The sequence below is a fragment of the Pseudonocardia sp. MH-G8 genome (assembly GCF_002262885.1).
In the GTDB taxonomy this organism is placed as follows: Bacteria; Actinomycetota; Actinomycetes; order Mycobacteriales; family Pseudonocardiaceae; genus Pseudonocardia.
Genome location: NZ_NKYF01000025.1, coordinates 109,126 through 122,024, shown reverse-complemented (window position 1 = coordinate 122,024; position 12,899 = coordinate 109,126). Strand labels below are relative to the sequence as shown.

Here is a 12,899-nt window from a genome sequence, read left to right as displayed (position 1 = left end):
GACCGAAAGGCACCATGACCGTCACGGCCACCATCTCGATCTCCCCGATCCCGAGCGCCGCGCCGATCGACCAGATGATCTACGGCCACTTCCTCGAGTCGGCGTTCTTCGGCAACATCGAGGGCGGGGTGTTCGACGAGGGCTCCCCGCTCTCGATCGCCGACGGCCCGCTGCGCGGCTGCCGCGCCGACGTGCTCGAGGCCTGCCGCGAGCTGGGCCTGCCGGTCCTGCGCTGGCCCGGCGGCAACTTCACCTCGCCGTACTGGTGGCAGGACGGCATCGGCCCGCGCGACGAGCGACCCCGCCGGCTGGAACTGGCGTGGGGCTCGGAGGAGACCAACCGGTTCGGCACGCCCGAGTTCCTGGCGTGGTGCGAGGCCGTCGGCACCCGGCCCTACCTCGCCCACCACGCCCGCGACGTCGACGACGCCGTGCGGTGGGTGGAGTACACCAACTACCCGGGCGACACCACGCTCGCCCGGCAGCGGGCGAAGGACGGCCACCCCGAGCCCTACGGCGTGCACTTCTGGGGCCTGGGCAACGAGGTGTACGGCCCGTGGCAGATGGGGCACCGGCCGGTGGCGGAGTACGTCCCCGCGGCCCGCGAGCACGCGAAGTTCATGAACCTCGTCGATCCGGGACTCTCCTTCATCGCCGTCGGCAGCACGCGCGACGACTGGACCGAGCCGGTCGTCGCCGGGCTGGGCGACCGCATCGACTACGTCTCGCTGCACCTCTACGGCGCCAGCTGCCACCTGACCGACCCGAGCCCGGCCGAGTTCGACGCCGTCGTGGCGCAGTCGCTCTACGTGGAGCAGGCGATCCAGGCGCAGGCCGAGACGATCCGGCGGGTGCAGGCCGCGCACGGGCGCAGCCGGCCGCTGGCCATCGCGATGGACGAGTGGAACATCCGCCACGTCGAGCCGGCCGCGTGGCCCGAGCCCGAGCCCGACGCCGACGGCGGCGTGGCACCGCGGGACACCTCGGCGAGCGGCGAGCAGCTGCGCGTCAACCGCTACAGCCCCCGCACGCTCGCCGACGCCCTCTACTACGCGGGCGTCTTCCACGCGATGCACCGCGCCTCGCAGCTCGACGTGCCGGTCGGCATGGCCAACACGGTCAACCTGGTCAACGCCAACGGCCTGCTCGCGGTCCGCCCGGACGGCCTGGTCAAGGCCGCGACCTACCACGTGTGGGACCTCTACCAGAACCACACCGGCCCGGTCCCGCTCGCCGCCACCGTGCAGGGGCCCGCCCGCACCGCGGCGCTGCGCCTGGGCGACGACCGCCACGCCGAGGGCGGGTTCCGCACCACCCCGAGCGTGGTCGGCCTGCTCGACGTCTCCCCGAGCCGCAGCGAGGACGGGCGCACGCTGCACCTCGCGGTGATCAACCGCTCGGCGACCGAGGCCGTCTCCGCGCGTCTCGACCTCGACGGCGCCGCGCTGCCGGCCACGGCGACCACCCGCACGATCGGCGCGGGCGTCGAGGACCTCTTCGCGTGGAACTCGATCGCCGAGCCCGACGCCGTCACGCTGAGCGCCCCGCAGCAGGTCGACCTGACCGGCTCCACCTACACCTTCCCGGCCCACTCGATCACGCTGCTCGACGTCGCGCTCGCCCCGTGAGGTGACGTCTGTCCACCCCATGATCACTTCGAGATCGAGCTCCGCGCCCTTGCGAGGGCGCTGAGGTCGACCTCGGATCGATCGATCGTTCCGAGGTCGCGCCTTTCGCCCCGGAGAGGGCGCTGAGGTCGATCTCGGAAGGATCATGCGGGCCGGAAGCGCAGCTCCACGGCATCGTGGACGGGGCGGTAGCCGACGACGTCCTGGCCGAGCTCACCGGAGAAGAAGCAGGTCGACCGGAGAACGGAGCACGGTCATGACCACGACGCACAGTGCGGTGCTGACCCTGCCGACGGACACGCAGATCCTCATGACGCGGGAGTTCGCGGCGCCCACGCACCTGGTCTATCGGGCGATGACCACGCCTGAGCTGATCAGGCGCTGGTGGAGCGGCGGCCGGGGCGAGGTCACGGTCGCCGAGGTCGACCTGCGGGTCGGCGGGCAGTGGCGCCACGTCCTCGTCACCGAGGACGGCTACGAGGTCGGCTTCCACGGCGAGTACCGCGAGATCGACCCGGCGAAGCGGATCGTCTGCACGGAGGCGTACGAGGGCGCGCCGGACGGCCCGCCCGCCGTGTGCACCTACACCTTCGAGGAGCGCGACGGGCGCACCACGCTGTCCGTCCTCACCGAGGTCGCCGACCGGCAGGTACGCGACGCGATCATCGAGACCGGCATGGAGGACGGGGCCCAGGACAGCTGGGACGCCCTCGAGCGGGTCGCCGTGTCGCTGGGCTGATCGCCGGGATCAGCCACTGCCCGGCGACGGATCGGCGTCGTCACGGGCACGCACGGCCGTCGGCCTGCGTGCCGACCGCGCGAAGAGCCACATGGCGAACCCGCCGAGGACGGCCCCACCCAGCACCGAGAGGAAGATGACCCACCCGGTGGGCAGACCGCCCGCCAACGGGCCGCCCTCGCTCGCGAGCCGGCCGCTCACGGTCGCCCCCGGCTCGTGTCCCAGGAACTCCCGCAACATCGCGGTGTCGGTGATGACGTTGAAGTTCTGCCCGAGGAACGGCACCGACATCTGGCTGCTGATGCCGTAGACCTCGCCGCGGGCGTTGACGGTGGGCCCGCCGGAGATGCCCTCCGCGAGGTCGGCGTTGACCTGGTACACGGCAACGCCGTTGCGGAACTGCCGGGCCGTGATCGTGCCGCTGGTGTTCACCGGCTGCAGGCGCGAGTCCTGCAGCACCTCGGCGGGGGTCTTGCCGCCGCTGTCGAGGGCGTCGAGGTTGATGCCGTCGGTCGCGTCGATGTTCAGCCCCGGGAAACCGATGGAGGTGACGGCCTCGCCCAGCCTCGGCGCGGTCGGGGCGATCGCCAGCGGCTTCGCCGGCGGCATGCCATGCATCTCGAGCTTCGCGGTGTCGCCTTCGTCCCCCGGCCGGAAGCTGTCCACCCGGACGACGATCGGCGACGTGATGACGGCTCCCGGCACCTCGCGCGGCTGGAAGGCGTAGACGACGCGCTCCGGCTCGGGCTGCACCGGCGGCGCCGGCAGCGGCTCACCGGTACCCGGGTCGACCCCCGAGCCGTTCTGGAGGTCGATGGCCAGCCGGCCCTGCTCGGGGTCGACGCAGTGGCCGGCGGTGGCGATCGTCGTCGGGCTGTCGAACCAGCCGGTGCAGATCGTGATGACCGGGGGCTCGACCACGGGCACCGTGGGACCCGCCGCTTCGGGGACCTCCCCCACGGCGAAGGGATCCTCGGGTTCCTCCCAGACGACGACCAGGCCGACGATCGACTGCTGGAGCGACTCCAGCAGGGCCGGCTCGATGAGGGTGTTGAGCGCCGGGCCGTCCGAGGACGCGCCCGGCGGATCGGGCTCCGGGGTGTCGGCCGCGGCCGAGGCGCCGGAGATCACCATCACCGCGCAGGCGACGACCGGTGCCAGCACCAGACCGGTCAGCCTGCGGCCCGGCGCCGTCGAAGCGAAGCCCACGCCCACGCCCCCTCACGGACTCGTGATCGTCGACATCGGGCCCGGCACTGGCGGAGACCGGGCGATCTTCCGTCGACGCCACCGAGTGTGCCGCGCGCCGGTCCGCGGCGCGAGGCCTACGCGACGACCGGTCCCGAGCGGGGCGGGCTCAGAGCACCGGCAGGTAGGTGGCCAGCTCGTAGGGGGTGACCTGGCGGCGGTAGCCGTCCCACTCGCTGCGCTTGTTGCGCAGGAAGAAGTCGAAGACGTGCTCGCCGAGGACCTCCGCCACGAGCTCCGAGTGCTCCATCGCCGAGAGCGCCTCGGTGAGGTTCTGCGGCAGCGACTCGTAGCCCAGTGCGCGGCGCTCGGTCTCGGTGAGCGACCAGACGTCGTCCTCGGTGGGAGCCGGCAGCTCGTACCCCTTCTGGACGCCGGTGAGCCCGGCCCCCAGGATCACGGCGAAGGCGAGGTAGGGGTTGCACGCGCTGTCGATCGTGCGGATCTCCACGCGCCGGGTGGACGACTTGCCCGGCGAGTACATCGGCACCCGGGCGAGCGCGGACCGGTTGGCGTGTCCCCACGAGACGGCCGTGGGCGCCTCGCCACCGGTGATGAGCCGCTTGTAGGAGTTCACCCACTGGTTGGTGACCGCGCTGATCTCCCGGGCGTGTCGCAGCACCCCGGCGACGAACGCCTTGCCGGTCTCCGACAGCTCGTACGGGTCGTTCGGGTCGTGGAAGGCGTTGCGGTCGCCCTCGAACAGCGAGAAGTGCGTGTGCATGGCCGAGCCGGGGTGCTCGGAGAACGGCTTGGGCATGAACGAGGCCCGCACGCCCTGCATGAGCGCGACCTCCTTCACGACGTACCGGAACGTCATGATGTTGTCGGCCATGGTCAGGGCGTCGGCGTAGCGCAGGTCGATCTCCTGCTGGCCCGGGCCGCCCTCGTGGTGGCTGAACTCCACGGAGATGCCCATCGACTCCAGCGTCTCGATCGCGTTGCGCCGGAAGTGCGGGGCGACGTCGTGGCTGGCCTGGTCGAAGTAGCCGCCGGAGTCGGCCGGCTCGGGCCGCGACCCGTCGGACGGCAGGCCGCGCAGCAGGTAGAACTCGATCTCGGGGTGCACGTAGCAGGTGAACCCGGCCTCCCCCGCCCGCGACAGCGCCCGCCGCAGGACGTGGCGCGGGTCGGCCCAGGACGGCGACCCGTCGGGCATGGCGATGTCGCAGAACATGCGCGCCGAGTAGTGCTCACCGGGGGAGGTCTCCCAGGGCAGCACCTGGAACGTCGACGGGTCGGGCTTGGCGACCATGTCCGACTCGTACACGCGCGCGAAGCCCTCGATGGCGGACCCGTCGAAGCCGATGCCCTCCGCGAACGCCCCCTCCAGCTCCGCGGGCGCCACGGCCACCGACTTGAGATAGCCCAGCACGTCGGTGAACCAGAGCCGCACGAAGCGGATGTCGCGTTCCTCGAGGGTGCGGAGCACGAACTCCTGCTGGCGGTCCATGGGCGCCGAGCCTAGGAACGTCGCGTTACGGGCATGTTTCCGGGGCGGCCGGCGGGTGCGACATCACTCCGCCCGACGCCCTACAGGGTGCAGCGGGCCCCTTCGGCCGGCAGTTGCAGGTCGATCAGGTAGGAGCTGACGATGTCGTCGACGCACTGGTTGCCCTGCAGCGCCGCGGTGTGCTGCGAGCCGTCGACGGACAGCAGGCCCCCGTTCAGGGCCTCCGCCAGGTCGACACCCGCCTGGTACGGCGTGGCCGGGTCGCCGGTCACCGAGATGGTCAGCGTCGGGGGCACGCCCTCCACCTGCGGCACGTGCGGCTCGCTGGTGGGCGGCGACGGCCAGAACGCGCACGGGTCGAGCGCGGCGACGACACCGCGGCCGTCGTCGCGGAAGGGCGCCGCCTCCGTCGAGCGACGGATCAACTCGCCCTGCTCGGCGCGGTCGGTGATCCGCTCCTCGTCGACGCAGCTGATGACGATGAACGCTTCGATGCTGTTGCCGTAGTGCCCGTCCTGGCCGCGGTCGTTGTACACGTCGGCCAGCCGCAGCAGGATCGTCCCGTCTCCGGCCGCCAGCGACGACAGCCCTCGCGAGAGCACCGGCCAGTATTCCGAGAGGTACAGGGCCTGGATCGTGCCCGTCACCGCGTCGGGGTAGGAGAGCGTGCGCGCTCCGCCCTCGGCGGCGGCGGGCTGGTCGATCAGCGGGCGGGTCAGCGCCTGGAAGTTCGCCGTGGCCTGGGCCGGGTCGGTGCCGAGCGGGCAGTTCGGCTGCGTGGCGCAGTCGGCCGCGTAGGCCTCGAACGCCTGCTGGAACCCGGCGTTCTGGTCGACGGTGCGCTGCACGGTGGTCTGCGTCGGGTCGAGCGCGCCGTCGAGCACGAGGGCCCGGACGTTCTGCGGGAACGCCTCGGCGTACGCGGACCCGATGCGGGTGCCGTAGGAGTAGCCCAGGTAGGTCAGCTTCTCGTCACCGAGCGCCTGGCGCAGGATGTCCATGTCCCGCACGACGTCGCGGGTGCCGACGTTCGCCAGCACCTCCGGGCCGCCGGAGCGCTCGGCGCACCGCTGCGCGTACTGCTGGTTCTCCGCCTCCGTCTGGTCCACGCCCGCCGGCGACGGGTCGACGTCGAGGTCGGCGCGTTCGGCCTCCCACTCGGCGTCGTTCAGGCAGTCGATGGTCGGTGTGCTCGCGCCGACGCCGCGCGGGTCGAACCCGACGAGGTCGAAGCGCTGGGCCAGCGGGCTCTCCGTCAGCCGGCCCGACAGCGAGGCCGCGAGGCTCATGCCCGATCCGCCCGGGCCTCCCGGGTTCATCAACAGCGACCCGACCCGCTCGCCGGTGGCCTTCTGGCGCAGCACGCCGATCTGGGCCGTCTCACCGTCGGGTGCCGCGTAGTCCAGCGGGACCTCCAGGCGCGCGCACTCGAGCGCCGGATTGGCGTAGGTCTGCTGGTCGGTCGCACTGACGGCGTACTCGCCGCACGGCCCCCAGCTCAGCTGCTGCTCGTAGAACCGGGCCAGACCGGGGTCCGGCTCGGGTGGACCGGGTGCGGCCGCACCCGGTGTGGACTGCGCGCACGCGGCCAGCACCAGCGCGAGGGAGCAGGAGGCGGCAGCGACGGCGACGGAGCGCAGGCGGACGAACACGGCACCAGCATGCCAGCGTCCTGCCCCGACTCCCCCGCACCACCCCGCGAGTCGCCCGCCCAACCCGCGAGTCGCGGCGCACAGGCGTGTGAACCTCGTCCCAGCCGCTGCTCGCCCCCGCGCCCCGGGTGTCACGCTGCTCCGGTCAGCACCTGACGACCCGGGGACCCGCACGGGCCTCGAGGGAGGACGGACGATGATGTCCCGACCGACGCACGCCCAGCCCGCGGACGCGCCCGAGAACCCGCCGTACCGCACCGGGCCCGCCACCGCCCCGCCACCGCGGCGCACCCGGATCCCGCACCTGCACGCGTTCAAGGAGCACGGGCAGCGGTGGGCGATGCTCACCGCCTACGACACCTACACCGCGGAGATCTTCGACGAGGCCGGCATCCCGGTGCTGCTCGTCGGCGACTCGGCCGCCAACAACGTCTACGGCTACGAGAACACGCTGCCGGTGACGGTCGAGGAGCTGCTTCCGCTGGTCAAGGCCGTCGTGCGGGGTGCGCGGTCCGCGCTCGTCGTGGCCGACCTCCCGTTCGGCAGCTACCAGGTGGGCCCCGAGCAGGCGCTGGGCACCGCGTTCCGGTTCCTCAAGGAGGGCGGCGCGCACGCCGTCAAGCTCGAAGGCGGTGCCCGCCTCGCTCCCCAGGTCGAGGCCCTCGCAGGCTCCGGCATCCCGGTGATGGCGCACCTGGGCTTCACGCCGCAGAGCGAGCACGCGCTCGGCGGGTACCGCGTGCAGGGCCGTGGCGCCGCGGGCGACCAGCTCGTCTCCGACGCCCTCGCGATGCAGGCCGCCGGCGCGTTCGCCGTCGTGTTGGAGATGGTGCCCGCCGACGTCGCCAAGCGGGTGACGGCCGAGATCGCCATCCCGACCATCGGCATCGGCGCCGGCCCGGACTGCGACGCCCAGGTCCTCGTGTGGTCGGACATGGCGGGCATGAACCGCGGCCGCAAGCCCCGGTTCGTCAAGCAGTACGCCGACCTCGGCGCCACCCTGCTCGACGCCGCGAGGCGCTTCGACGCCGACGTCCGCGGCGGCCACTACCCCGCCGACGAGCACTCCTACACCTGACACCCGCGCCCAGAGCGCGACACGGGCGCACGCAGACCGCGACTCGCGGGGGGCGTGCCCCCACACCCGCGAGTCGGGGTCTCGGCGCACGCATGTCGCGCGCTGCGCCTGTGTCGCGAGGCGCGCGGGAGTTCAGGGCTGCAGGCCGGCGACCGGCGTCCCCGCGCGGTACGCGGCGAGCATGGCCGCGGCCGGCGACTCGCGCCGCCGCCAGCGCCCACGCAGCCGTTCGAGCCGCGCGAGGTCGTCCGGGCGCCCGACCAGCGCCCGCGCCGCCGCGTCGAGCAGCTCGCCGGTGCCGGCGTGGACGGCCTCGTCGGCGAGCCCCGCGACGGCGACGTGCCGGTGCAGGGCCGCATCCGGTGTGGTGCGCCGACCGGGCAACGTCTCGTCCAGCACCAGGCCGGTGAGCAGGGACAACAGCTCGCCGTACAGATCGGGGTCCGGGCAGGAGTCGAACGCCTTGAACTCGATCCGCCCGACCTCCGCGGGCAGCCGCGCCACCTGCGTGAGCGAGGGGTCGGCGTCGACCTGCTCGTCGTCCGCGCCGAGGAAGACCAGCGCCGCGGGCCGCACGCCCGTGCGGACGGCGGTGCGCGCCGAGAGGCCGCCCCAGGGCGCCCCGTCCCGGAACGGCGAGGAGAAGGACAGCGGCACCAGCCACGGGCTGTAGTGGGTGAGCTTGCGGCCGACGTCGACGAGGGCGGTGGCGTCGAGATCCGCGCAGGACAGGTTCAGGTCCGGGCCGTAGGTCGACATGTGCAGGTGCGCCGTGCGCTCCTCGGGCGAGCCCTGGCGGTGGGTCTGCTCCCAGGCGTTCAGCGGCGGCTCGATGCGGTAGTCCGAGCGCACCGGGTTGAACGAGACCGTCGTGGCGCGCAGCCGGGTGCCGGCCAGCGCGGCGTCGAGCCGCTGCAGGTCGGCCCGCAGCGCGTCGACCGCTGCGTCCACCGCATCGTGGATGCGGGTGCGCACCTCGATGCCCTTGGGATCGCAGCGGGTGAGCTCACCGTGGCCGTCGAAGCGCTCGTAGCCCTCGACGTACCAGCGTTTGCGTTTGATCCCCTGATCACCGACCCGCAGGTCCGGGTAGTCCTTCGGGTCTTCGGGGAGCGCGTCGACCACGGACTGCAGCTCCTCGAAGGCGGTGTTCGTGTGGTCGGCGAAGCCGCCGTCGGCGAATACCATCGCGCACTCGTGCTCGATGCCGTAGCGGAACGCGCGCACGCGCACGGCCCACCTCCCCAGTTCTGCTCGGCGGACCGTCCGCCGCGACTGAGGGTAGCCTCACCACAACCCCGCGCGAACCCCGATCGAGATCATGATCATGCGGCGAACTCGATGCGCCCGGTCGCCGGATCCGCCTCCTGCAACCGCACGCGCACCACGGCACCGGCCGCGAGATCACCGGTGCACCGCGCCAGCACCGGCGGCTCCGGCACGTAGACCTCGCCCGCCTCCCCGTCCGCCTGCCCCGGACGCAGCACCACCGCGTCGAACTCCCGTCCCACGTGGGTGTGCAGGAGCGCGGCCTCGGTGCGGTCGACGCAGGCGCGGTCCACCCTCCCGGCCAGCGCGTCGGACGCGGCCATCGCCTCGGGCAGCGCCGGCAACGCGGTGCGCAACCACTCCGGCAGCTCCTGTCCCGCCACGACAGCCAGGCACACCTCGGTGCCGAAACGATCGATGAGACGCCGCAGCGGCGCCGTCACGTGCGCGTACGGGGCACCGATCCCGCCGTGCCCCGGGTCGTCGGGCGGCGGCGCGCCCGCGGCGCGGTCGAACGCCGCGTAACCGGCCCCGCGCAGCAACGTGGTGGCGGCACGGCGCAGCGCGAGGGCCGACGGGGTGTCGGCCGGCAGCCCCGCCAGCACCTCGGCCACCGAGGCGCCCTCCGGCCACGCGAAGCCCAGCTCGCGGGCCGCGCGCCGGAACGCCGCGAGCGCGTCGTCGTCCGGCGCCGGCAGCGTGCGGAGCAGGCCGACGCCCGCGTCGAGCATGATCCGCGCCGCCGCCATCCCGGTGAGCAGGGAGATCTCCGCGTTCCACGACTCGACGTCGAGCCGGCGGCGCACCTGGACCGTCCAGCCGCCCGCGCCGTCCGGCACGACCTCCTGCTCGGGCAGTTCCAGCTCGATCGCGCCGCGGCGCACCGCGTGGGCCCGCCGCAACGGCCCCAGCTCCGGAAGGCCGGCGATGCCCGGGTGCAGCGAGCCGGCAGCGATGTCCGCCTGCACGCCGGCGTAGTCCAGCCGGGCCCGCGACCGCACGAGCGCCCGCCCGACGTCGACCGCGACCACCTCGCCGTCGCCGTCCAGGTCGACCGTCCACAGCACCGCCGCCCGCGGCCCGTCCGGCAGCAGGCTCGCCGCGTCCTCGGACAGCACCGGCGGGTGCAGCGGCACCGCCCCGTCCGGCAGGTAGATCGTCTGGCCACGCCGCCGCACGTCCGTGTCGAGAGCGCCCCCGGGCACCACGACGGCACCGAGATCGGCGATCGCGTAGTGCACCCGGAAGCCGGCACCCCTGCGCACGACACCGACGGCCTGATCGAGATCCTTCGAGCCGGGAGGGTCGATCGTCACCAGCTCGACGTCCGTGGCGTCGCGGCGACCCGGCCCGGGGCCCGGCCGCTCCGCCGCCGCCTGCGTGGCCTCGGCCAACACGGCCGGTGGGAACGCGTCGGGGAGGGCGAACTCGGCACGGACGGCGGCGAAGTCCGGAACGGGACGCTGCGACGGCACGCCCGGGAGCCTCCCACGAGCGCAGCCAGGACGCGACGGGCCGCGAACCACCCCGCCCGCGAGCCGCGCCGCAACCTCCCGCGAGTCGCGCCGCAGTCCCCGCGAATCGCGACGTCCTACCCGCGAGCCGCGCCGCAGCCCCCGCGAATCGCGGCGCAGCCCCGCGAGTCGGCGCAGCCCCCGCGAACCGCGGCGCGTTGCACGCGAGTAGTGACGCAGCGGCCGCGAATCGCGGCGTCGTGCCCGCGAATCGTGGCGCAGGGGCTCGCGAAACGCGATGCGCCTCCCGGATCCGATTCGGCATGCAGCAAGACAGCGACTCGCGCAGCCCACACCCCAACTCGCGCAGCTGGTAGCCCAACTCGCGCGCCTGGCAACCCAACTCGCGTGGCTGGCAGCCCGACTCGCGCGGCCGGCACCCCGACCCGCGCGCCTGGCAACCCAACTCGCGCGGCCGGCACCCCGACTCGCGCGCCTGGCAACCCAACCCGCGCGACTGGCAGCCCAACTCGCGTGGCCGGCACCCCGACTCGCGTGGCTGGCAGCCTGACTCGCGGGTTCGGGGGTAGCGCCGGGCTCGCGCGCTCAGAGCCAGCGGGGTGGGATGAGGTGGGAGGGTCGCTTGCCGTCGGCGGTGCGCAGCTCGCGGCCCTTGCTCCGGCCGAGCAGCCACGCCGCGAGCTCCGGCGCCGACCCCCGGACCGTGAGGGCGGTGTCGGGGTCCCCGACCGACCACTGCGCGCCGTCGGCCGCGACGAGGTGCAGGGGCGGGCAGTCCGGCTTCTGCCCCATCATCGCGGTCACGTCGGCGAGGAGCTCGGTGACCATGGGAGCCGGCATGTCCGCGAAGGACGCGCCGACGTCGAGGTCGACGGCGTGGATCCACATCTCCCGCGCGCGCAGCCAGGGGATGTCGGTGGCTGTGAGATCGCGTCCCTGCGCGTTCTGCACCTGCGCCGACCACGCCGCCTTCGGCATCGCACGCACCACCTGCGCCAGGCGGTCGGACGACTCCACGACGTCGTCGCGGATCGCTGCCGGCGTGCGCATCGCCCCCGCCTCGATGTCCGCGTCGCGTTGCTCGCGCCCGGCGTAGGCGGGCGTGTGCACACCGGTGCGCGCCCAGGTCAGGAGGTTGATCAGCGCGTCCGCGTTGCGCGCGACGTGCGTGAGCACGTGCGCGCGGCTCCAGCCGGGCAGCGCGGACGGTGCCGCGAACGCCTCCTCGCCCATGCGCGTCATCAGGCCGCGCAGGTGGGCTGCGCCGTCGGCCGCCCAGGCGAGCGTGTGCGCGAGCGAGCGGTTGCCCGCTGGCGTCACGGTGCCGCCTCGAGGCGACAGGTGTTGCGGCACTCGCCGACGCCCGCAACGGTCGTGACCAGCTCGGCCCCGTCCGTCAGGTACCGCGGGGGCTTGCGCGCGTGACCGACGCCGCCGGGGGTGCCGGTGGCGATCACATCGCCCGGGTTGAGCGTGACGATCCCGGAGAGGTAGACGACCAGGTCGACCGCGTTGAACACGAGCTCGCTGGTGGTCGAGCGCTGCATCGTCTCCCCGTCGAGCACGGTGGAGACCTCCCAGCCGCCCTCGGGCAGCTCGTCGGGGGTGACCATCCAGGGCCCCAGCGGGGTGCTCTTCTCGAACGTCTTGCCCTGGAGGAACTGCTTCGTGCGGTACTGGAAATCGCGCACGCTCACGTCGTTGAGCACGGTGTAGCCGGCGATCGCCGCCTGGGCCTGCTCCGGCGTGGCGTGGCGGACCGAGCGCCCGATCACGACGGTGAGCTCGACCTCGTAGTCGATCGCCTGCGACGCGCGCGGCAGCACGATGTCGTCGTACGCGCCGACCAGGGCGGGGGCGAACTTGGCGAAGACGGTGGGGTAGTCGGGCAGCTGGTTGCCCATCTCGAGCACGTGGTCGCGGTAGTTCAGCCCGACGCAGATGATCTTCTCGGGCGACGGGACGAGCGGCGCGTAGTCCAGCCCGTCGAGCGGGTGCACCGGCCCGGCCGCCGCGGCGGCGTGCGCCGCCCAGTCCGGCCGCTCGAGCAGGGCGCGCACATCGACCTCGCCCGTCTCGACCGCGCCGTTCGCATCCACTCGCACCGCCCGGTGCCCCGTCGCCGTCCGGATCGTCGCCAGCTTCATCCCGTCTCCTCACCCATCAGACACCCGTCGGACACCTCGTCAGATGACTCGGTCGTCACGGCGGGCAGTCTCGCCCAGCGGGTTCCGGGACCCACGATCGGGGCCGGTCCGCCGGGACGGGCACTCGGTCGAACCGAGCGGAACGGGATGAATCGATCGAGCGGTGCGGTCACCACCCGAACGGGGCGCCCCGCCGCTCGCACGGCGGAG

10 protein-coding genes are annotated in these 12,899 nt (G+C 73.4%); 3 read left to right on the top strand and 7 right to left on the bottom strand.

Annotation, left to right across the window (positions count from 1 at the left end):
- Positions 1-14: 14 nt before the first annotated feature.
- Together CFP66_RS36485 and CFP66_RS36480 are read left to right on the top strand one after the other, a co-directional pair.
- On the top strand, positions 15-1,628 hold the full coding sequence (locus CFP66_RS36485; protein ID WP_094929904.1) for an alpha-L-arabinofuranosidase C-terminal domain-containing protein: 1,614 nt from the start codon (positions 15-17) through the stop codon (positions 1,626-1,628).
- A 256-nt stretch (positions 1,629-1,884) separates the two neighbouring features.
- Complete coding sequence (locus CFP66_RS36480; protein WP_094929903.1) at positions 1,885-2,367, top strand: SRPBCC family protein; 483 nt, start codon at positions 1,885-1,887, stop codon at positions 2,365-2,367.
- 9 nt (positions 2,368-2,376) lie between these two features.
- Here the strand turns inward: CFP66_RS36480 and CFP66_RS36475 are convergent, their stop codons facing one another.
- The 3 genes from CFP66_RS36475 to CFP66_RS36465 form a co-directional block, all read right to left on the bottom strand.
- A complete protein-coding gene (locus CFP66_RS36475) occupies positions 2,377-3,576 on the bottom strand; it encodes a trypsin-like peptidase domain-containing protein (protein WP_143517475.1) in 1,200 nt (399 codons plus the stop codon).
- A 148-nt stretch (positions 3,577-3,724) separates the two neighbouring features.
- Positions 3,725-5,068 (bottom strand): type I glutamate--ammonia ligase, encoded by a 1,344-nt coding sequence (gene glnA / locus CFP66_RS36470; protein WP_094929901.1) that lies wholly within the window; start codon positions 5,066-5,068, stop codon positions 3,725-3,727.
- An 80-nt stretch (positions 5,069-5,148) separates the two neighbouring features.
- On the bottom strand, positions 5,149-6,720 hold the full coding sequence (locus CFP66_RS36465; protein WP_094929900.1) for an alpha/beta hydrolase: 1,572 nt from the start codon (positions 6,718-6,720) through the stop codon (positions 5,149-5,151).
- Positions 6,721-6,919: 199 nt separating this feature from the next.
- On the opposite strand from CFP66_RS36465, the gene panB reads away from it, so the two are divergent.
- A complete protein-coding gene (gene panB / locus CFP66_RS36460; protein ID WP_369805251.1) occupies positions 6,920-7,798 on the top strand; it encodes a 3-methyl-2-oxobutanoate hydroxymethyltransferase in 879 nt (292 codons plus the stop codon).
- Positions 7,799-7,930: 132 nt separating this feature from the next.
- Here the strand turns inward: panB and CFP66_RS36455 are convergent, their stop codons facing one another.
- The 4 genes from CFP66_RS36455 to CFP66_RS36440 form a co-directional block, all read right to left on the bottom strand.
- On the bottom strand, positions 7,931-9,031 hold the full coding sequence (locus tag CFP66_RS36455; protein WP_233160012.1) for a glutamate-cysteine ligase family protein: 1,101 nt from the start codon (positions 9,029-9,031) through the stop codon (positions 7,931-7,933).
- 92 nt (positions 9,032-9,123) lie between these two features.
- The gene (locus CFP66_RS36450) at positions 9,124-10,542 is read right to left on the bottom strand and encodes an RNB domain-containing ribonuclease (protein WP_198961904.1); all 1,419 of its coding nucleotides are present in this window, start codon (positions 10,540-10,542) and stop codon (positions 9,124-9,126) included.
- A gap of 585 nt (positions 10,543-11,127) precedes the next feature.
- Complete coding sequence (locus tag CFP66_RS36445) at positions 11,128-11,862, bottom strand: maleylpyruvate isomerase family mycothiol-dependent enzyme (protein ID WP_233160011.1); 735 nt, start codon at positions 11,860-11,862, stop codon at positions 11,128-11,130.
- Complete coding sequence (locus CFP66_RS36440) at positions 11,859-12,689, bottom strand: fumarylacetoacetate hydrolase family protein (RefSeq protein ID WP_094929897.1); 831 nt, start codon at positions 12,687-12,689, stop codon at positions 11,859-11,861. Before CFP66_RS36440 ends, CFP66_RS36445 begins: the two co-directional genes overlap by 4 nt.
- Between the last annotated feature and the right edge of the window lie 210 nt (positions 12,690-12,899).

Coding starts and splice junctions, on each gene's coding strand:
- glnA (WP_094929901.1), bottom strand. CDS start 5,068: ATGGACCGCCAGCAGGAGTTCGTGCTCCGCACCCTCGAGGAACGCGAC.
- CFP66_RS36480 (WP_094929903.1), top strand. CDS start 1,885: ATGACCACGACGCACAGTGCGGTGCTGACCCTGCCGACGGACACGCAG.
- CFP66_RS36440 (WP_094929897.1), bottom strand. CDS start 12,689: ATGAAGCTGGCGACGATCCGGACGGCGACGGGGCACCGGGCGGTGCGA.
- CFP66_RS36485 (WP_094929904.1), top strand. CDS start 15: ATGACCGTCACGGCCACCATCTCGATCTCCCCGATCCCGAGCGCCGCG.
- panB (WP_369805251.1), top strand. CDS start 6,920: ATGTCCCGACCGACGCACGCCCAGCCCGCGGACGCGCCCGAGAACCCG.